The organism is Pedobacter lusitanus, assembly GCF_040026395.1.
GTDB lineage: Bacteria > Bacteroidota > Bacteroidia > Sphingobacteriales > Sphingobacteriaceae > Pedobacter > Pedobacter lusitanus.
Genome location: NZ_CP157278.1, coordinates 5,664,924 through 5,685,523, shown reverse-complemented (window position 1 = coordinate 5,685,523; position 20,600 = coordinate 5,664,924). Strand labels below are relative to the sequence as shown.

The window sequence follows — 20,600 nt, the reverse complement described above, 5'->3', positions numbered from 1 at the left end:
AATTAAAGAGAAAAGTTTACACCTAAATTGAATGTTCTGGAACTAGGATAAGGGACATATTCAACTCCTGCAGATGGTACACCATTTACACTTTTATCTACGTTCACTTCCGGGTCAAAACCTTTATACTTAGTAATTACAAACAGATTTTGTCCATTCACAAAAACATTCAGTCCTTTAATCGATTTACCAATATTTCCAATTGAATAACCAATTGTTGCATTAGCCAGTTTCAGATAATTACCACTTTCAATATATCTTGATGAAGCAGCAATAGGATTGGCAAGAGACTCCTGAATTGGTGTATTCACTAAATTAGCAGCTACATTTTTTCCTGTTCCAAGATTTGAAATAGGCAGTACAGAATTGGCTGTATTGTTATAAATCTTTTGTCCTAATGAACCATTGAAATTAGCAGTAAAAGTCACTTTCTTATATCTTACATTGGTATTAAAACCAAGAATAACACTAGGATTTGGGTTTCCCAGATAATAATAAGTAAAGCCATCATCAGTATACATAGAAAAACCCTGTGCATCCAGACCATTATACTGTCTGGTCATCATTGCAAACAGTGGCAAATTATTCTGTATTACTTCTAAAGTAACACCACTTAATCCCTGCCCGCTTAATGATCCGGTTTTAATAATTCCCTGGATATTTTTTACTTTATTTTTAATAAACGTTGCATTTCCTCCCAAAGAGAAAGACACATCCTGTTTATCAATAATATTCGCATTTAAAGATAGTTCCACCCCTTTATTGCTGATCTGACCTGGTAAATTTACCCATGTCACTGTTACACCCGGATTTGCTGGTGCGAAAGGAATCTGAGGAAATAAAAGATCAGTAGTGGTCTTATTAAAATAATCAACAGATCCGGTAATTTTATTACCAAACAAACCAAAATCAATACCTACGTTGGTTTGCTCATCCGACTGCCATTTTAGTTTTTTATTCTCATTATTTACACCAATCAGTGACTGCTGTCCTCCGGTATAAACGATGTCATAACGCTGCTGGGCAGATCCTGAAGGGAATTCCTGGTTACCTGTTCTACCATAACCTACTCTAAGTTTCAACTGGTTAATCCATGCAGTATTAGCCATAAAACTTTCATTTTTAATATTCCAGGCTGCTGCAAATGAAGGAAAATACCCATAACGGTTATCCGAACCAAATTTAGTTGATCCATCAGCTCTGAATGTGGCAGTCAGTAAATACCTGTTATCATAATTAAAGATAGCCCTTGCAAAATAAGATTGCAGTTGTGTAGTCGGGTCATTATAAGAATTTGACGTACGGTTACCAGGAGCTACTGCATGAAATACATCTGTATAATCAACTGCAATATCACCAAATCCTTTAGCTGTCATATTCTGGCCTTTATTGATATAATTTGTATACTCATAACCGACAATAGCGTTCAGATTCAGCTTGGTAGCTATTTCTTTATTAAAATTCAACGTATTAGTAAATTGCTGAGTAATCAGTTCAGTATTTGAATAACTGGCAAATCCGCCAAGGAAATCACCCGTAGCTTCCACTCCCTGCAAATTGATATTACTGCGGGTTGAGGCTCTTCTGATACCGGTGCTGTAATTAATACTGGCTAACATGCGGAACTCTAACCATGGAGTTATTTTATAATAAGGTGATACACTTCCCAGAATAGTAGTCACTTTTGTCTTATCGCTTGAAGCATCAGACATGGCAAGCGGATTGATCGTTGTTGATCCTTTTTCTATAAATACAGAACCATCCGGATTATACAGCGAACGCGTTGGATTCCAGGACAAAGCCTGACTGATCAAACTCCCTGTAAAACCAGCATCCGTTGAAATAGGAGGAAGATTCTCTAAATACTGGTTACTGATCAGATTGACATCAAGCCCCAGTTTTTTGCTTTCCAGAAACTTGAAGTTTCCGTTAAATGAGCCACTATATTTTTTAAAATCTGTTTTTCTGATAATCCCCTGCTGATTCTGGTAGCCAAAAGAAGCACGAAAAACATTGCCATCATTACCACCACTGATACCTACAGAGTAATTTTGGTTATATCCGGTACGGGTAATAGCTTTCATCGCATCTACATTACCGCCAAAATCACCAGAAGTCAATCCGTATTTTGTTAAAGCACTGCGATATTCATCCCCATTAAGCACTTTAATATTTCTGGCAATATTACTTACACCAGCCGAGGCACTCACATCCACTTTAACTCCCCCGCTCTGACCTCTTTTAGTGGTGATTAAAACTACACCATAAGCCGCTCTGGAGCCATAAATAGCTGTCGCAGATGCATCTTTAAGCACTTCCATACTGGCGATATCTGCCGGATTAATAAAATTCAGCGGATTCCCTGAAGAAGAAGTTCCCATAGCACTTAAATTATTAGTACCAGGAGCAGTAGCCGTTCCACCATTACCAGTGGGCCTGGCCGATCTGCCATCAAGGGCAACCCCATCTACAATATATAGTGGCTGTCCTGTACCAGTCATTGCAGTATTTCCCCTGATTCTTACTGTTGAAGATCCTCCGGGCTGCCCGCTGTTATTAATCATCTGCACACCGGCTACCTTTCCCTGAATAAGCTGATCGGGAGCAATTAGTGGTCCTTTGTTGAAATCCTTGGCAGAAATGGTGGTTGCTGCACCTGTCAGATCACTTTTTTTCACAGATCCGTAACCAACAATAGTAACAGCCTCAAGATCAGTGCCTGAAGATAGTACAATATTGATCGTCGTTCTGTTACTGATGTCTACCGTTTGTGATTGCAGACCGACATAACTGAAAGTAAGCGATTTTCCCGTTGCAGGAACATTAATGGCATATTTACCATTCGCGTCTGTCATTGCCCTTACACTAGTACCATTAACTGAAACAGTAACTCCGATTAATGTATTCTTTTCGTTATCAGACACCACTCCTTTGACAACAGATTGTGCATAAGATGACAGATTAAAGCTGAGCAGGGCAAGACAACAAAAGATTGTTTTTTGCAGCAGCTGAGATTTGGGTTTGTCAAAAAAGACAAACCACTTTTTTTTAGGTAAAAACTCGTTCATAATTATTTGGTTATAGTTTATAGTTGATTAAGAAAGCTTTCTGTTTTTTGATTTGGGTTTTAAAGGAGACAGTGGACAATTTGATATTTGCAATATTGCAAGCTTGTTTAGGCTCGATAGTAAAAGCAATATATGCGTAAATAATTTCCCTTGTTATTGATTCTGTATCAATTCAAACTAAAATCTATTTATCAAAAAAATAATACAGAATAAACTGTAATACAGCTATTTACATTGAAGACCAAAATGAAATACAGCTAAAATGTTTGAGTGTTTCCAATTTTATTTAGAAATTGTAACAATATAGAGACGAATACAATAATGATAAATTCATTAATTATTCCCGGACATAGTGTATTGAATACAGTATGACCAAAATTTTATATATATTGTTATCAGCTTATTACTACCTATCTTATCCTATGCAAGCAGACAAAAAGAGAGTCTTGCTTTTCATCAGTATTTCAATCATGATGACGAGCATTTTCATCTCCGGATGTTTTCCGGAAGAAACAGCAAATTCAGTATCTCTGTCTGATAAACCTATGCGCAGCGTACAGCAGGATAGTCTGAATTTTCTGGTCACTGCATTAATACTGGCTATCATCTTTGCGGTTATTACCAGTTATCTGCTCTATCAGAATCATCAGAAGAATATGCAGCTGGAGATCAAAAACAAAGAGAGTCTCAGACAAAAAGAAGAGTTAATTGCATTATCAGCAGCAAATCAGGCAACTGCAGAAGCGAAATTCAGTTTCTTTACACATATTTCCAATGCATTCAGAGTTCCCCTTACACTGATACTTCTTCCTTTAGATGAAATGCTCGAAAGCAGGAATTCAGCAAATGCCCCTAAACATCAGCTGAACCTTATTCACCGGAATGTTCAGCGATTATTACTTATGGTAAATCAGCTGACCGATTTCAGAAAGATAGCATATGATAAAATGAAAATCGATCTTACCAGGCAGGACTTCGTTGTTTTCTCCAAAGATATTATATCATCATTCAAAGCATTAGCACTCAAAAAAAACATAGAATTAAGACTATCCGCTTCTGATAAAGAAATTATGGTATGGTTTGATAAAAACATGTTTGACAAAGTATTGTTTAACCTTTTATCCAATGCGATTAAGTTTAGTCCTGAACATGGAAAAATACATATCGGACTAAAGAACAATCCAGCTGAGCAGATATTAGAAATTACCGTAGCAGACAAAGGTAAGGGTATGACTGAAGAAGAGGTTAAACAGGTGTTTGAGTTATTTTACCAGGCAGATAAGGGCAGTTTTTTTGGTTCAGGTCTGGGACTTTCTTTATCCAAAGAAATTACAGAATTACATCATGGTACCCTAAGCATTCAGAGTGAAAAAGGAAATGGAACTACTTTTCTGATTAAACTTCCATTAGAACAAAACATTACAGAAAACCCTAAAAACGTTAGTGACTTCACTGCAGGCACTGATTACCTGAGTCAGCATACCACAGGAATATTTCCTGATCACTCACCGGCGGAACCTATAAATCAGGAGCAGGACAATTACACCAACGAAGAATCACTGCTGATTATTGAAGAAAATGAAGAGTTACTTGAATATTTAAAGAACAGCTTTAAAGACGACTACGAGGTATTTACTGCCAGCCATAATACCCAGGGGTTAAAACTGGCCTATGAGATGGTTCCTGATCTTATTATTACCGATATAGCACTAACAGGAAAGTCAGCTGTTCAGCTTACCCCGGCGCTGAAAAACGATAGCAGAACTGCTCATATCCCGGTTATCATCTTAGCAGCCGATGGGGATGAAGAACACAGGATAAGTGAAATCAGGCAAATGGCAGATCTTTATATGACCAAGCCATTCAACTTTATCCTGCTTAAAGAAAGTGTTAAAAATCTGCTTTGGAACAGAAAGCTGCTGAAAAGAAAATTTACAAGCGAAAACCCCGCAGAAAACACGACCGTTTTATTAAGCAGGTCTGATAAGAAATTCATGAATGATTTTACCACAGTAATTGAACAGAATATCGCTAATGATAAGTTTAACGTAGATGACATTGCAACCGCATTAGGGATTTCCAGAATTCAGTTATACCGAAAAACAAAAATACTGCTCGATTGCACAATTAACGATTATATCTTAAACAGAAGACTTAAAAAAGCCAGATATCTGTTGATCAATGAAGACCTCTCCATTTCAGAGATTACTTATCAGGTGGGCTTTTCATCCCCTACTTATTTTTCAACAGTGTTTAAATCAAAATACAACTGTACCCCATCCGCTTATAAAAAACAAATATCCCTAAATACCTAATCACAAATAAGATGTCAGCCGAAAACAAAACACCCTTAATTATCTGCTACGGAGAAATCCTCTGGGATAATCTGCCAGGAGGCCGAATGGCTGGAGGTGCCCCCATGAACGTTGCCTACCATCTTAATCGTGTAGGTGCAGAAAGTAAATTAATCAGCCGTACAGGCGAAGATAAAGCAGGAGCCGAACTTGTCTGCTTTTGCAGTAAAATCGGTCTGCCTACGGAACTGATTCAATTTGATGAGCTGCATGCCACAGGTGAAGTCATTGGGAAAGTCACTGATGATCATGAGATGGCTTATGATATACTGACCAATGTTGCATGGGACTATATTGCATATAAACCAAATCATAGTGTACTGGCCGGCACTGCAGATGCTTTTGTTTTTGGCAGCCTGGCAGCACGCAACCAGGTATCCAGAGAAACCCTTTTGCAAATCCTTGATTCTGCAGCCTATAAAGTATTTGATGTCAATCTCAGACCCCCGCATTACACCAAAGAAATACTTCAGCTGTTGCTCTCCAAAACAGATCTTTTAAAGCTTAACCTTAACGAATTAGCTTTGCTGACAGACTGGTTCTATAAAGCTGGCGCAACAGAAGCAGATAGCATTAATTATCTGCAGCAGAATTTTGGTATTGATGAAATTATTCTGACCAGAGGAAGCCAGGGTGTATCTTATTACAATGCGGAAAGAGCTTATCATGGTAAAGCTTATCAGGTCACTGTTGCTGATACTGTAGGTGCAGGAGATTCTTTTCTCGCTGCATTTCTATACAAAAAACTAAAGGGAGAAGCTATAACAGGTGCTTTGGATTATGCGCTGGCTATGGGCGCATTTATCGCTGGTCAGACAGGCGCCTGCCCTGCTTATACAACAGCTGATCTGGATAAATTCATCAGGCAACATCTTCGTGATGAAAGATCAGACAAACAATAATTACCTATATTCATGCGTCAAAACAAACCTAATCATAAAATAAATCGTTATAACATGTATTTACACCAAGCAATTATTGCCTCTGTACTGATCGCAGGATTAGGCATCGCAAATGCAACCGCACAAGCTAAACATGAAGATACTGAGTTCTATACCCCTGTACCAGTCAAAGTAGCACCTGCAAAAATCCCGAATGGGGCACCTTCAGATGCCATTGTTCTGTTTGATGGTAAAAATCTTGATCAATGGGTAATGACAGATGACAGAACACAACCGGCAAAATGGACAGTTGCCAATGGACAACTGACAGTAAATAAAAAAACGGGCAATATAGAAACCAAAAAGTCTTTCGGTAACTATCAGCTGCATATTGAATGGCAGGTACCACAAAATATTACCGGAACAGGGCAACTTCGTGGAAACAGTGGGCTTTTCCTTGCTTCCATGGGAAAAGGTGATCTGGGCTACGAGTTACAGATTCTGGATTCTTACGATAATAATACTTATACCAATGGCATGGCCGGGAGTATATATAAACAAACAACTCCGCTTGTAAATCCATCACGTAAACCAGGAGAATGGCAAACCTATGATGTCATCTGGACTGCACCAACATTTAAAGCAGACAGTACAGTAAACACACCTGCCAAGGTAACCGTATTATATAATGGTGTGCTGGTTCAGAACAATTTTGAACTCAAAGGACCGACACAGTATGTTGGAGAAGCTTCTTACAAAAAAGCACATGGTCCGTTACCTGTCAAACTTCAGGCACATGGAGATAAAAGTGAACCTGTCAGCTTCCGCAATATCTGGATCAGAGAACTTTAAAAACACACAGGAGAATTTATTCGCTGAAACAAAAAAGCCAATCAAGTTGATTGGCTTTTTTGTTTCAGTTTGATCAGACGTATTGGTGTGATAATTGAAACTGAACTATACTTTTTTAGGAGGAAGGTCAAATGCAATAGCTTCGTGCTCAAAATGCCCGTTATGTGCACCATCACAAAAAGGTTTGTTTTTTGACATTCCGCAACGGCAGATTGAAAGTATTTCCCTGCCCTGCAGTCCATAAACATTGCCATTTCTGTCAACGATTTCAAAATCGCCTTCGATCTTCACAGATCCGTTATTATTAATTGTAAGTTTTGTCTTCGACATGTAATTGTGTTTTGCTGCAAAAATATAAGTATAGGTACATAGCAGGAAATCTCATTTCTATTTAGAAACATTACCCATAAAAAAAGGAGCCTCTCTGATGAAACTCCTTTTTTCTCTTCTCTGTTACCAATAAACGAGAACCTTATATTTAGATCAATAAAACACTTACAAAATCAAAAGTCTTGGATTGATTTTCTTTTGCATTGCAACAGGCAAGGATCTTTTTATAGTTTCTGTGTTTTTAAAAGAAACCGGTGTAACATTTTCCTGATGCTGCAATTGATCTCCTGTAAAAACACTTTCCTCATTAACTTTGCCCGCGGCGCCCTGAATTTTTATCTGATCTTTCATAATAATGGTGATTTTTCAGTTAAAGAACAACGGTTGTGCCATAAAGTTTCCCTTAAAAGAATAAATTAGGACTAAAACGTTTATTATGACAAAAAATAGTCAAACTATTTTCAGCTTATTCTTTTGAAAGATTTTACTTAAATTTGAGACCATCATGAACAACGAGAAAAAGGACTCAAAAAAGGACATCTTCCTTAAATGGATAAGACGTCTTGGTGTTTGGGGATTTCTGTTTTTTCTCATCAAAGGGCTCATCTGGCTGGCAGTCGGATACTGGGTAATTAAATAAAATCTTAAACATTTCCTGCTGGTAACCGTTACTGGAGAAAAAAGCAATGAAAAACCATATTCCGGATCAGCATCAAGGAGGTAAACTGGATACCACTGCAATTGCCAGATTTCCTTCCGAAGAAGAAGCTAAAGCATTCTATCAGATTGCAAAAAGCAGACTATTAAATGTGTCCTGCTGGGCAGAGATATGTAAAGTCCCTTTATCTACTTTTACACTGACAGACAAAGATGGTCATGAAGTAATCCGGGAAGCAGAGCCTGGTGATTATTTAAAGATAGATATTCCAGGTCCCGGGACTTATACCGGAGAAGGATTTGACTGGGTATGCATTGAAAAAGTCGATGAAGAAATCAATGATAAATCATCAGCCATAACTTTACAGGCCAGGCCTTCGGCAAATCCGACAGCTCAGTCCTCATCAATTGCACATTTTTTCACCAGTCAGGCTACATCAACATTTCAGGTTAAACAAACAGGCAATACCGTTTCTGCAGAAGAACATGGTAGAAATGAGGTGCCTAATACAGACACCTCACACCTGACTGATAATATAAGAAATACCCTGGTTGGATGGACTGCAAAAATAGGTCTTTCCTATCCCCAGTGGAAAAGTCTGGTCAGAGGCATCGTAGAGACCAATCTCTCCTGATAAATTACTGCGGTTTAGAGATGTCCTCTTTTATTTTTTCAAGAATGGCTTTGGTTTCTTCAAAACTGGTATGATGATAAGCATGCATTCCTAGATTTTTTGCCGTTTCAACCTGGAATATCCGGTCATCGAAATAATAACATTGCTCCGGTCTTGCCTGTGCAATACCTAAAGCCAGCAAAAAGATATTTGGATCAGGCTTACGCATTTTAACATCACAGGAAGAAACAAAAGCATCAAAACATTCATGCAATTTGAATTTTTTCACGCGATACGTATTCAACTCCTTCCCTTCATTATTAATCGAAATTATACGGAAACCACAATCTCTTTTCCATTCTTTCATCCACTGTAATAAACCTGGGAGTTCTTTTGATCTGGAATAAACAAACTCTTTAAAATCCTCTCTGGTAAAATCTCTCGGATGATTAAAAATAACCGTATCCAAATATTCATCAAGAGTAATATTCCCGATTTCAAAAACATTAAAAATATAGTTATGCAATGTGTTCAGCTCATCATAATTGAGTCCGAATTTTTCTGCAGCCAGTTTACGGGAATCGTGTCCCCAGCCGTTAGTCAGCAATACGCCACCAATATCAAAAAAAATTATCTTGGGTTCTGATGTTTCCATAGGGTATATTAAAGTTATTTTATATGTAAACTTAACCAATTGCCCGCAAAAAAAAGGTGTTTTTATTTTAGGCCAGGAACATTTCCGGGCATGACCTCCGTAAAATGGCAACCAGCGGGCCGGACAAAAAAAACAGGCTATCTTTTGACGATAGCCTGTTTTTTCATTTGGATTATAACATTAGTTGAAGATATATCTTACTCCTATTTGTGCCTGCCAGCGAGAAATCTGATCGGTATTCACTCTTGTTGAATTCGTTACCGGAATCAGGTTATCTTTATCCAGGTAAGGGAATGAATAATTAGCTTTACCACTAACCGGGTCAGTTCCCTGATACTTCAAGATGGCAACAGATCCTGTGTTAAACCCATTAAATGAATTTTCATACAACCCCCAGTTACGATTCAGGAAATTACCTAAGTTGATGATATTGAATTCAACTCTGATTGTATTTTTCTGAGTTCTGGATTTACCTGATTTCACAAAGAAATCCTGTGTAATATTTAAATCAGCCCGTTGGAAATAAGGTAAAATCACACCATTTCTTTTTGTGTATTCACCTCTGTGCTGGCTCAGATATTTGTCCTGACTGATAAATGAGTTCAGTTGATTCCAGATCTGGGCAGGTGTTCTCGGATCACCTGCAAAATCAGGAACCAAATTAATATCACCCATATTTTTTGGAACAAACATTAAATCATTCGCAGCTCCATCATTATTCGGGTCACCACTTGTAATATAAGAAACCGCACCATTATTAGCTGATTCAAAAAATAAACCTATCGAAGTTGCATAGTTTTTATGGTATTCTTTTCTGTAAGCCAGTGAAGCTATAAAACGGTTAGGCATTACATAAGTACTGTTTGATAAGCTTTGATCATTAGGATTACCATTTGTTGGTCTGCCTGCCCAGATAATACTTGCAGTAGATCCGCCATCATTCACATCTTTAGAAACAGTATGCGTATAGGCAATATTTGCATAAAAACCGCTCAGGAAGCTTTTTTGTAACTGTGCAGTAACAAAATAAGAATAACCCTTATTCGTATTGGTCAGGTAGTACAAACCGGTTATGTTCGGATTAGTTGCACTTACCGGAGCACCATTGTTAGAAGTCCTGTTATTAGTCGTATAACGGATCTGACCTTCAACACCAGGTAAAGTATTATAGGTATCAGAAAGAACAAGATTCTGATGATAAATCGCATTAATATCTTTAGTATAAGATCCTTCCAACGTACCAATAATACCTAAAGGTAATTGCTGATCAATTGCCAGGTTCGTTCTCCAGATCTTCGGATATTTCAAATTAGGATCAGTAACATCTAATTCATAAGAAGTATTAGCAGCAACTGCTCCTGTAGGACGATTACCATTCACATCAGGATTATAGATTAAACGTGGGTCATTGGGTGTTTTAGTACCATTTACTGTACCAGAACTAAATAATGTACCAGTATTTGATGCCTGATTAGAGATCCATACAAATGGTGTTAAACCAGCGAATAACCCAGTACCACCACGGATCTGAGTGGTGTGGTCACCTTTAACATCCCAGTTAAAACCAACACGCGGAGACAATTGAATTCTGCTTTTTGGCAATTTAGAAACATCAACCTGTATACCTTGCTGGAAAGTTAAAGCTGCTGCATTAGGGTTAGGATCAAGTTTGGTAGGATAATAATTATAATCCGCTCTCAAACCATAAGTAAGTACAAAATTATCTCTCAAACGGAATTTATCCTGTGCATACAAACTAAAATTATATGATTTGATACTTACCTGAGGTAAAGTACCACCATTGGCAGCATTACGATAATTATAAGCCGCAGCCGGAAGATTATTAATAAAATCTGAAGCAGAGTTATAGGTATACAAGCCATTATAGTTGGGCGCAAATCCATTGATAAAGCTTTGAGTCTGATTACTTGTACCAATAGTGATCTCATGTTTACCAGCAAAAATTGTCAGATCATCAGAAAGCTGACCTATGTTTGAGCTCAGTAAATTACCGGCAGTATAAAGCTCATATCCAAAACTTGTCAGGACACCACTTGGTGCAGTAATAATCTTACCGGTTGCATCGGTAACACCATTATCAATATCTACCATTGGTACATTTTTACTGGATAATGGCTCACGGAAATCGCGCAAAGCAGAATAACCAACAGTCAGCTTATTGGAAATTGTATTACTGATCTTGCTGTTCAGTTCCAGCATTCCGATATTAAAATTGTTATTGATCGTATAACCTGAACCAAAGAAAGGTAAAGAATTCACACTCGCACCGCGCGATTGGCCTGCACCAACTTTATCATTGATAATCCCGCCTGTACCGTTTGCCGGTTGATTTTTGAATGACTTAAGATAAAAATACTTAGCACTCAAAGTATTATTTTTATCAATATTCCAATCTAATTTAACAGTAATCTTATCACTCTGTGTTTTAAAACTATAGTTCTCATAAGGTCCCGGATCATAACCATATCTGGATTTCAATGTATTTGCAATATCATCCAAAGTTGAAGCATTTACTTTGGAAACAGTTCCTCCACTTACCCCGGATCTGCCGGCAACAAATGTAGTTCCCGGATTGCTGATACGTTCCTGCTCACCGGAAACAAAAAAGAATAATTTATTTTTAATAATCGGTCCGCTAATACTTAAGCCCCTGGTGTTATAATCAAAAGGAACCTTAGTCACATCAGAAGCACCAGCCTTATAACCAGTCAAACCAGTTCCACGGCCATAATAATAAACAGAACCCTTAATATCATTTGAACCCGATTTGATCACTGTATTTACACCTGCGCCGGTAAAAAATCCCTGACGCACATCATAAGGGGCCAGATCAACCTGTATCTGATCAATTGCATCCAATGATATAGGCTGTGAATTTGCCTGTCCGCCCAATGTGCCTGAAAGACCAAAAGAATTGTTAAACAAGGCACCATCAACAGTTATATTATTAAAGGTGCTGCTTCTTCCGCCAAAACTCATTGCACTTGTAGTACTGGCAGAAGGAGTGAGTTTGGTAAAGTCAGATAAAGACCTGTTAATAGTAGGCAATGCATCAATTTGTGCCCGTGTAATAGTCTCCCTTGCACCCGTACGCGAAGAGTTCATGACCTTACCTTGTGTACCAACCACTTTTATTTCTTTCAGATCGGTGGCACTATCATCCATTTTAACATTGATTGCCTGATCCTGACCAATAGAAAGTGTCAGATTTTCCTGAATGTATTGTTTAAAACCAATGTAGGATATTTTCAGCGTATAAGGTCCACCCACCTTTACATTAATTAAATTATAACGTCCGTTACTACGGGTTTCAACTGCATAAACAGTTCCGGTTGGCGTATGAGTCAGCACTACTGTTGCGCCGGGGATCGGTGCTTTTCCGTCAGTTACCACGCCATTAATAGAAGCAGTAGTTACACCCTGAGCAAAAACAGACTGGCTGGCCCAGACCATATTCACCAGCATTAATAATAAGAGTAAAGTTTTTTTCATAAAGATTGTTTTGTTTGGATTAAAATAGGCAAGCCTGCACAAATATGTGCGGTAAGAGATAAACCTGAGACTTATGCAAATTCTATTTTGTTTAAATGATTTAGCTTTCTTAATTAAAAGCAGGACGAAGGTAAATGTCGTTCATTAAGTCAAGGTTAACAACAGATTAACTGCATAAAACTAAGTTTTTTATTGATTTTAACCATAAAAAACATCTTCGAATAAAAACAAAAATCAGTTAACTATTAATTTATTAAAAACACGAATTAACACCATATTGTATTCTAATTAATAAAACCATTTAAAAACGAACACGCTGTGCAAATTATTTTTCACAGAAAAAAAAAGATTCTCCGGAACTGATTCCGGAGAATTTCAGCGTTTTATCAGAAAAATGTGTCAGATAGTGATTCTTCCACCAGTTACCGGGATAGTTGCACCGGCTATATAACTTGCTTCATCTGAAGCTAAAAAGACATAAGCAGGAGCAACTTCAGCTGGTTGTCCCGGCCTGCCCATTGGCGTATCAGCACCAAATTTTTCAATATCCGGCATAGTCGAAGGGATCAGCGGTGTCCAGATTGGTCCTGGAGCAACCGCGTTCACCCTTATGCCTTTATCTTGTTCCAGCAGAATCTGACTTAAATTAGCCGTGAAATTTTGAATAGCGGCTTTTGTTGCCGCATAAGGTAAAAGAACTAAACTTGGCGAATAAGCATTCACAGAAGTAGTATTAATGATACTACTACCGGGTTTCATATAGGGTACAGCATATTTACACAGATAAAACATGGGTGTAATATTAGTATCGAAAGTAATATTCCATTCGTCAGAAGGAATCTCTTCCAGCTTTTTGCGCCCCATTTGAAAAGCAGCATTATTCACCAGTATATCAATCTGCCCGAATTCAGCTACAGCAAGTTCAACAATATATTTACAGTGTGATTCCTCCTTTAAATCGCCTTTAGCCAAAACCGCCCTTCTTCCACTTTGTCTGACTAATTCTGCAGTATTTTCTGCATCCGTATCTTCCACATCATCCAGATAACTAATCAATACATCCGCGCCCTCCCTTGCAAATGCAATTGCAGTGGCCTTTCCTATACCAGAATCGCCTCCCGTTATAATCGCTTTCTTCCCTGTCAGCTTTCCAGTCCCTTTATAAGACATCTCACCATGATCAGCTTTCGGCTGCATTGATACTTCTGTACCCGGAGTTTCCTGCATTTGTTTTGGAAATGGAGGACGAGGATACTTAGTATGTGGATTTGCCGTTAAGATTTGATTTTCCATAATTGAAATAATTAATTTATCTATAAATATTTTCACTTTTTGGAGCCTGTATTTTTGCTTTTACCAGCGAATCTGTCGTAATAGCCCACTTATTAATTTTCTCTATTGCCGGAAGTGTTTTTATGGCAAAAGCAGTCAACACAGAATTATCAAATCTGGTTGCGCCATTAAATAAATCAAGAGCTTTTGCATGATTACCGGTCATCATATGCATATAATTCTGATCATAATTAATACCTGAAATCTGTTTAAGCCCGGTAATCTGACTTCGTTCGGCAGCAGGAAGAGCATCCGGCAATTTAATTCCCAGACCGGCAGCCAGTGTGGTAAGTTCAGTATTTATTTGCATATGATCTTTAACCATACGCTCAGCAAACTCCTTTACCAAAGGATTCTTTGTCCTTTGAAGAGTCAGCCTGCCGGCTTCGATATTCATCAGGCCACCTGCATTAACCTTTTCTACAAAAACAGCTTCTTCGGGTTTAAGCTTAGCAGCATTAGTCTCATGTGCTCCAGATAATACTCCCAAAGATGTATCTGCAGAAATAGTTGTGACGCCGGGATTTCCGGTTTTTGCAGCTCGGTTACAAGCCAGCAGCCAGATTATTATACAGGCCGGAAAGATTATTATTTTCCTGTAATTCATCGCAGTAAATTTTGATTTCCACGATTTAACAAGTGTTCCGGTAAATGGTTTTTATTATTTCGTCATCAGTCCGGAGATGATATTGATACTCAATGCTACAATTACCGTATTGAAAGCAAATGAAACCAGGCTGTGTATTAATGCAAGCCGGCGGATTCTTCTTGAGCTTATCTCCACATCCGAAACCTGGAAAGTCATTCCGATTACAAATGAAAAATAAGTAAAATCCAGATAATCAGGTGTCTTTTCTTCCGGGAATTCCAGACCTTCCTTGTACTTTGAGCGGACATTTTCTTTTTCTTCAGCCGTTCCTGATTTTTTCAGATCATCACCTGCAGCTGATTTCTCCTTAGACTCATAATATAAATGAGCATACCGGAATACAAATATAGTATGAACCAGTGCCCAGGCACACATTACCGCCAAAACAGATAAAAGAATATGTAAACTGAGCGCATTACCTGTAAGATGCTGCGTTGATTTCAATAGAATAATAACCACAAAAAGACTCATAAGCGCAGCAACAAGTACAAAAATAAATATCAGTGTACGGTTATTATCCTGCACTTTAGAGACCTTCTTCATTTCAATCGGGTGCACATAAAATATAGTTGCCCACGAAAGTCCCAGCTGGGTCATGGCATAACCGATCCATACCAGAATAAATTGTGTAGAGGCAGCCATTTTTCCATAACAAAGCCCAAAAATCAGTAATGCAACAATTAATGAAAGGCTCAGTTTATGATGAGCATCAACCCTTGATAATTTCATAGAGAGGATAAACGAGTTTAAAATGAATACACAATTGTAATCAAATTAAAAATAAAAGCAGCAAAGGAGTAGCTGCTTTTATTCACACAACATCAATAATCGAGAGACTATAACAAATCCGCGCTTTTCTTTATAACCTCCTGATTTTAAAGATCTTTTTGCATAAAGTTATCATTATACATTTTCAGACTCTTTTTCAATAGTTGTCTGGCGATATGTATTCTTGTTTTGACAGTTCCGATCGGGATTTTTAACTGATCTGCAATTTCATGGTATTTAAATCCTTCAAAGTACTTTAAAAATGGAGTATAATATTCAGGTTGTAATTTCGAAAGTGCTTTATGAACATCTTCCATAATAAATTTACCGTTACCGTCATTTACCGATGCACTATAGTGCAACTTATCTGAAGTAATTTCATCTGTTACAGACATAATTAAATTGGTTCTTGTAGCCCTGCGGTAGTTATTAATGAAGGTATTTTTCATTATAGTGAACAACCAGGCTTTGAAATTTGTTCCTTCCTTAAAATGACTGGAGTAATTAATAGCTTTTAACATTGTATCCTGTACCAGGTCATTAGCATCATCTAAATCCCGGGTAAAAGAAATAGCGAATGACTGTAAAGAATCCTTGAAACTATAAAGTCGAAGATTAAAATCGTTGCTACTCATATTGTTTATTTTTTTCTGGTTTTACATAAACACAATCTCAAAGTGCATACCATAAAAGTGTCTAATTTATCGGAAATCCGTTTAACAATAGCTCATTAAGGGAATTAATTTCAAAAAACACATATATATGTTGTATTTAGAAATTAACACAATAAAGACAAATGTCCCCAAATGCATACACAATTCTTTCCTTATTGCATAAAATCATAAACAAAATGAGGATATAATGATTTAGTATTCCGGGTGATGAGCAAATCAGGATAAAGAGAAACGGGAATTCCTGTAAATAACTAAAGGGGAACCGAGATTCCCCTTTAGTATATCAAACACACCAATTTGAGAGCAAGATTGAATGCAAGAAGTAATGACCAACTTGATTAACCGAGCTTAACGCTAAATGTATGAAAGACTATTTGATCTTAAAATATTATTACGCCAACGACTTCTTTACTTACACAAACATTGACATATGGCCGGTTTAATTATTTCGTTTTAGCAGTGATAATACGGATTGAATAAAAACAAAAGCTATTACCCCTCCCCTCTAAACTAAGATACTCCAGGTCATCCAACCTGGAGTATCAACAAAACAAAACTTAGATCTAACCAAAATCAAGTACCAGCGTAATGCTTAACATTACAATTGACGTCATGGGCGGATTCGAACCGCCGTTAAAGGTTTTGCAGACCCACACCTAACCACTCGGCCACATGACTACTTTTCTGCGAGAAAAGCTTTTCCAGCTTGTTTTTCTCTAATAATTTCGTTCAGAACTTTGTTACTGACAGCAAATATAATAATGTCTACTGAAATAGTAGTATTTATTTTAAATATTTTTATTCTTTCTCTTATTTTAGTCATTCAGTGGAAAGAAGTATCTTTAGCCATCTCACTATGGCTGACATCCCAAACCTATTTGAAACTGCTAAAAACGCACCTGACACCTATATAATCAGTGATTTCGAACCAGCTCAGTTCAATACCGTTTTTATATTAAAACACAGTTCAGGTCCGGCCGATATTACAGCTCCGGGTTATTTTAATTTAATACCTCAGCATATTTCTATAGGTTATGCCTCTTTTGAGCAGCATAACAGTTCCATTAAGTTTCCGCAGGTGGATATTCGTCTGCATCAAAACGATCTGATTTTGTCCTGTCGCTGCGTTGCCGGTAAAAATAGATTGTGTGAACATCAGATGCAGGTTTTATTTAATATCGTTGAACGTCCCGAACTCCGTGTATTTTTTGACAGCAGACTAAGACATGAGAAGATAAGATCATTTGCAGTGGCCTATGGTTTGGAGAATGAAAGTCCGGATGACTTATTTATCATTGAATACGGCAATAAAAGTTTTGAAATCACACCAGTGATCAAAGATCTTTTGCCTGTTACCAAAGAGAGAAACGAGCTCCTGAAAGAGTTTCTTTTGCCCAAAACAGCTCTCCCGTTTTTAAAGCACTATAGCCAGGAAGACGGAATCAAAAAAATCCTGGTCTTAAAGCAACATCGTTATTATTCGCATTTTCAGGCCGATTTTTTAGCCTGTGCCTTAACCAGTACAGGTAAAATAAGAAATCCGCTGAATCAGTTAAATGCGATGGATTATATCTGGGCAACAGAGAAACCTGAAGAATTGAAATTCTTTACCGCGGTTTCCCGGTTCCAGCAAAATTACGAAACTGCGCAGGCAGATGCCGATATTAACGGATTAAAAGCACTAGTAAAAAACCCGCTTAACCTCGACGTCTTTTATCATGACCCGAATATTTCACCTAACCTGACTGTCAGTTCAATTATCCCGGTACAGCTTAAAAACCTGCATATAGACATTCGTCTCGCTGTTAATCTGACCAATGGTTTTTATACCATTTCCGGCGAGCTTATTTTAGAAGAAAAAACTTATGATTTGAAGTTACTGAATATCAAATTCAGCTATTTCATCTTTTACAACGGTACAATGTATCTCATTGACAATCCAGATTTTATCAAAGTAGTTGATTTTTTCCGGCAGAATAATAATCACCTGGTTATCCATGAGTCTAAATTTGGTGAATTCAAAGAAGACATTCTTTCTAAGCTGGAGAATAAGATCCATATTAACTATTCCTATTTGAAACCAGCGACCCATGAACAGTTAAAGGAGACCCATTTTGATCAGTCAACAGAAAAAATCATTTATCTGTCTGATTCTGAAAATTATGTACTGATTACACCAGTGATGAGATATGGTGCAGTTGAAGTTCCGGTATTGTCCAGGAAACAGATCCACGCTGCAGATCATGCCGGTAATGTATTTACGGTAACCCGGGATACAGCAACAGAGCTTCAGTTTCTGTCCTCTCTGAGCAGACAGCACCCACACTTTGAAGAGCAGCTGGACAAAGACTGTTTTTACCTCCATAGAAAACGTTTCCTCAATGAAGGCTGGTTTTTGGCAGCCTTTGAAGAATGGCATCAGCAGGACATAACCGTATTGGGTTTCAATCAACTCAAAAACAATAATATCAACCCAAACAAAGCAAAAATCAATATCGCAGTAAACAGTGGATTAAACTGGTTTGACACGACTTTTGAAGTTACCTTTGGTAAGCAGCACGTTCCGCTTAAACATCTGCACAGGTCCATAAGGAATAAAAGTAAATTTGTCAAACTTGGTGATGGTACCATGGGTATACTGCCGCAGGAATGGATAGACCGGCTGACCAAATATTTCAATGCCGGGGAGGTTGTGGATGAGTCAGTCCGTACCCCGAGAGTAAACTTTACGGAGATTACGGACCTGTACCAGGAGGAAATCCTCTCAGCGGCTGTAAAACTCGAGTTATCTGCCTATAAAGCTAAAATAGCAGATTTTAAGAACATTGAAAAAGTAGAAGTTCCTGCAGCCTTAAACGCGACCCTTCGTGATTATCAGAAAGAGGGGCTTAACTGGTTAAATTTTCTGGATGAATTTAATTTCGGAGGTTGTCTTGCCGATGACATGGGGCTTGGGAAAACCATTCAGATTATAGCATTTATCCTTTCGCAGCGTGAAAAGACAAAGCAGAATACCAATCTTATTGTTGTACCCACTACCCTGATCTTTAACTGGCAGGCCGAAATAGCCAGATTTGCGCCCGATATTAAAGTACACACCATTTACGGTGCGGACAGAATAAAAGATCATGAAGACTTTAGTGGTTATGAGATTATCCTTACTTCCTATGGCACCTTACTTTACGATATAGCGTGGCTGAAGAAATACTTCTTTAATTATATTTTCCTTGATGAGTCACAAACGATAAAAAATCCTGACTCCTTACGTTACAATGCAGTACGTCTTTTACAGTCGAGGAATAAGATTGCCATTACCGGTACGCCGATAGAGAATAATACCTTTGACCTCTATGGCCAGCTTTCCTTTGCCTGTCCGGGATTACTTGGCAGCAAACAACATTTCAGAGAACAATATTCTTCACCGATAGATAAATTCAAGGATACAAAAGCAGCTAAAAATCTCAGAAAAAAGGTAAGTCCTTTTATCCTGCGCAGAACGAAAAAAGAAGTTGCCACAGAGCTTCCGGACAAAACAGAAATGGTCATTTACTGTGAGATGGGGACTGCCCAGAAAAAAGCATATGATGCCTGCCGGGAAGAGTATAAGCAATTTCTTCAGTCCGGGAAAGATGAGCATTCGGAGAGTCATACCTTACATATCCTGAAGGGCCTTACCCAGCTCAGACAGATCTGTAACTCACCGGCGTTGCTTAACGATAATCTTCTTCATGCGGCGAGCTCTTCTAAGATTGCTACCCTGATGGAAGAGATAGATAGTCATGCCCCGCAGCATAAGATCCTGATATTCTCTCAGTTTGTCTCTATGCTTGACCTGATTAAAAAGGAACTGGAGCATAAGGATATCCCTTTTGAATACCTGAGCGGTAAAACTACGAACCGGGAAAAGCGTGTAGAGAGCTTTCAGAAAAACGAGAACATCCGCATTTTCCTGATCAGCTTAAAGGCTGGCGGAACCGGTCTGAATCTAACCGAAGCCGATTACGTATACCTGGTAGATCCCTGGTGGAACCCAGCTGTAGAGAACCAGGCTATCGACCGATGTTATCGTATCGGTCAGAAAAAAAACGTCGTAGCTATCAGATTAATCTGTCCTGATACTATTGAGGAAAAGATCATGAAGCTTCAGGAAACAAAACGAGGGTTGGTTAGCGACATCATCAAGACCGATACCTCCCTGTTGAAGTCCCTTTCAAAAAGCGATCTGATTGAGCTTTTCAGTTAATCAAAAAGAA

Annotated in this window: 15 protein-coding genes and 1 tRNA gene; 6 read left to right on the top strand and 10 right to left on the bottom strand. The window is 38.1% G+C overall.

The window, feature by feature from the left end; genetic code table 11:
- Positions 1-2: 2 nt before the first annotated feature.
- Entirely contained in the window at positions 3-3,068 is a 3,066-nt protein-coding gene (locus PL_RS24415; RefSeq protein ID WP_082035847.1) for a SusC/RagA family TonB-linked outer membrane protein, read from the bottom strand.
- 470 nt (positions 3,069-3,538) lie between these two features.
- Here PL_RS24415 and PL_RS24410 point away from each other — a divergent pair, with 470 nt between their 5' ends.
- Genes PL_RS24410 through PL_RS24400 form a run of 3 tightly spaced genes read left to right on the top strand, consistent with a single transcriptional unit; the run spans position 3,539 to position 7,155 of the window.
- Positions 3,539-5,383, top strand: a complete 1,845-nt coding sequence (locus PL_RS24410; RefSeq protein ID WP_348620590.1) for a hybrid sensor histidine kinase/response regulator transcription factor — start codon at positions 3,539-3,541, stop codon at positions 5,381-5,383.
- Between the two features lie 11 nt (positions 5,384-5,394).
- Positions 5,395-6,324, top strand: a complete 930-nt coding sequence (locus PL_RS24405; protein WP_041879457.1) for a carbohydrate kinase family protein — start codon at positions 5,395-5,397, stop codon at positions 6,322-6,324.
- A 54-nt stretch (positions 6,325-6,378) separates the two neighbouring features.
- Positions 6,379-7,155, top strand: a complete 777-nt coding sequence (locus PL_RS24400) for a 3-keto-disaccharide hydrolase (protein WP_041879460.1) — start codon at positions 6,379-6,381, stop codon at positions 7,153-7,155.
- Between the two features lie 105 nt (positions 7,156-7,260).
- On the opposite strand, the gene PL_RS24395 is transcribed toward PL_RS24400, so the two are convergent.
- Both PL_RS24395 and PL_RS24390 read right to left on the bottom strand, forming a co-directional pair.
- A complete protein-coding gene (locus PL_RS24395; protein ID WP_041879463.1) occupies positions 7,261-7,485 on the bottom strand; it encodes a CDGSH iron-sulfur domain-containing protein in 225 nt (74 codons plus the stop codon).
- Between the two features lie 165 nt (positions 7,486-7,650).
- Positions 7,651-7,836: a hypothetical protein gene (locus PL_RS24390; protein ID WP_041879466.1), complete on the bottom strand. Its 186-nt coding sequence runs from the start codon at positions 7,834-7,836 to the stop codon at positions 7,651-7,653.
- Positions 7,837-7,990: 154 nt separating this feature from the next.
- Between PL_RS24390 and PL_RS24385 the strand changes: the two genes are divergently transcribed.
- Positions 7,991-8,125, top strand: coding sequence for a hypothetical protein (locus PL_RS24385; RefSeq protein WP_041879469.1), 135 nt, complete (start codon positions 7,991-7,993; stop codon positions 8,123-8,125).
- Between the two features lie 46 nt (positions 8,126-8,171).
- Complete coding sequence (locus PL_RS24380; RefSeq protein WP_041879472.1) at positions 8,172-8,777, top strand: hypothetical protein; 606 nt, start codon at positions 8,172-8,174, stop codon at positions 8,775-8,777.
- Between the two features lie 4 nt (positions 8,778-8,781).
- Here the strand turns inward: PL_RS24380 and PL_RS24375 are convergent, their stop codons facing one another.
- From PL_RS24375 to PL_RS24345, 7 genes are all read right to left on the bottom strand, one after another.
- Positions 8,782-9,411, bottom strand: coding sequence for an HAD family hydrolase (locus PL_RS24375; protein ID WP_041879474.1), 630 nt, complete (start codon positions 9,409-9,411; stop codon positions 8,782-8,784).
- Positions 9,412-9,591: 180 nt separating this feature from the next.
- The gene (locus PL_RS24370; RefSeq protein WP_041879477.1) at positions 9,592-12,924 is read right to left on the bottom strand and encodes a TonB-dependent receptor; all 3,333 of its coding nucleotides are present in this window, start codon (positions 12,922-12,924) and stop codon (positions 9,592-9,594) included.
- A 399-nt stretch (positions 12,925-13,323) separates the two neighbouring features.
- The gene (locus tag PL_RS24365) at positions 13,324-14,217 is read right to left on the bottom strand and encodes an SDR family oxidoreductase (protein ID WP_041879479.1); all 894 of its coding nucleotides are present in this window, start codon (positions 14,215-14,217) and stop codon (positions 13,324-13,326) included.
- A 16-nt stretch (positions 14,218-14,233) separates the two neighbouring features.
- Positions 14,234-14,863 (bottom strand): DUF4142 domain-containing protein, encoded by a 630-nt coding sequence (locus tag PL_RS24360; RefSeq protein WP_052496114.1) that lies wholly within the window; start codon positions 14,861-14,863, stop codon positions 14,234-14,236.
- A 54-nt stretch (positions 14,864-14,917) separates the two neighbouring features.
- Positions 14,918-15,634, bottom strand: a complete 717-nt coding sequence (locus PL_RS24355) for a DUF1345 domain-containing protein (protein ID WP_041879481.1) — start codon at positions 15,632-15,634, stop codon at positions 14,918-14,920.
- Positions 15,635-15,780: 146 nt separating this feature from the next.
- Complete coding sequence (locus PL_RS24350) at positions 15,781-16,308, bottom strand: RNA polymerase sigma factor (RefSeq protein ID WP_041879484.1); 528 nt, start codon at positions 16,306-16,308, stop codon at positions 15,781-15,783.
- A 646-nt stretch (positions 16,309-16,954) separates the two neighbouring features.
- A tRNA-Cys gene (locus PL_RS24345) sits at positions 16,955-17,025 on the bottom strand.
- A 178-nt stretch (positions 17,026-17,203) separates the two neighbouring features.
- On the opposite strand from PL_RS24345, the gene PL_RS24340 reads away from it, so the two are divergent.
- Entirely contained in the window at positions 17,204-20,590 is a 3,387-nt protein-coding gene (locus PL_RS24340; protein WP_052496115.1) for a DEAD/DEAH box helicase, read from the top strand.
- Positions 20,591-20,600: the final 10 nt, after the last annotated feature.

Bases quoted from the DNA above. Each gene is read 5' to 3' on its own strand.
- PL_RS24350 (WP_041879484.1), bottom strand. From the start codon at position 16,308: ATGAGTAGCAACGATTTTAATCTTCGACTTTATAGTTTCAAGGATTCT.
- PL_RS24415 (WP_082035847.1), bottom strand. From the start codon at position 3,068: ATGAACGAGTTTTTACCTAAAAAAAAGTGGTTTGTCTTTTTTGACAAA.
- PL_RS24380 (WP_041879472.1), top strand. From the start codon at position 8,172: ATGAAAAACCATATTCCGGATCAGCATCAAGGAGGTAAACTGGATACC.
- PL_RS24400 (WP_041879460.1), top strand. From the start codon at position 6,379: ATGTATTTACACCAAGCAATTATTGCCTCTGTACTGATCGCAGGATTA.
- PL_RS24385 (WP_041879469.1), top strand. From the start codon at position 7,991: ATGAACAACGAGAAAAAGGACTCAAAAAAGGACATCTTCCTTAAATGG.
- PL_RS24395 (WP_041879463.1), bottom strand. From the start codon at position 7,485: ATGTCGAAGACAAAACTTACAATTAATAATAACGGATCTGTGAAGATC.
- PL_RS24365 (WP_041879479.1), bottom strand. From the start codon at position 14,217: ATGGAAAATCAAATCTTAACGGCAAATCCACATACTAAGTATCCTCGT.
- PL_RS24405 (WP_041879457.1), top strand. From the start codon at position 5,395: ATGTCAGCCGAAAACAAAACACCCTTAATTATCTGCTACGGAGAAATC.
- PL_RS24360 (WP_052496114.1), bottom strand. From the start codon at position 14,863: ATGAATTACAGGAAAATAATAATCTTTCCGGCCTGTATAATAATCTGG.
- PL_RS24410 (WP_348620590.1), top strand. From the start codon at position 3,539: ATGATGACGAGCATTTTCATCTCCGGATGTTTTCCGGAAGAAACAGCA.
- PL_RS24355 (WP_041879481.1), bottom strand. From the start codon at position 15,634: ATGAAATTATCAAGGGTTGATGCTCATCATAAACTGAGCCTTTCATTA.
- PL_RS24375 (WP_041879474.1), bottom strand. From the start codon at position 9,411: ATGGAAACATCAGAACCCAAGATAATTTTTTTTGATATTGGTGGCGTA.
- PL_RS24340 (WP_052496115.1), top strand. From the start codon at position 17,204: ATGGCTGACATCCCAAACCTATTTGAAACTGCTAAAAACGCACCTGAC.
- PL_RS24390 (WP_041879466.1), bottom strand. From the start codon at position 7,836: ATGAAAGATCAGATAAAAATTCAGGGCGCCGCGGGCAAAGTTAATGAG.
- PL_RS24370 (WP_041879477.1), bottom strand. From the start codon at position 12,924: ATGAAAAAAACTTTACTCTTATTATTAATGCTGGTGAATATGGTCTGG.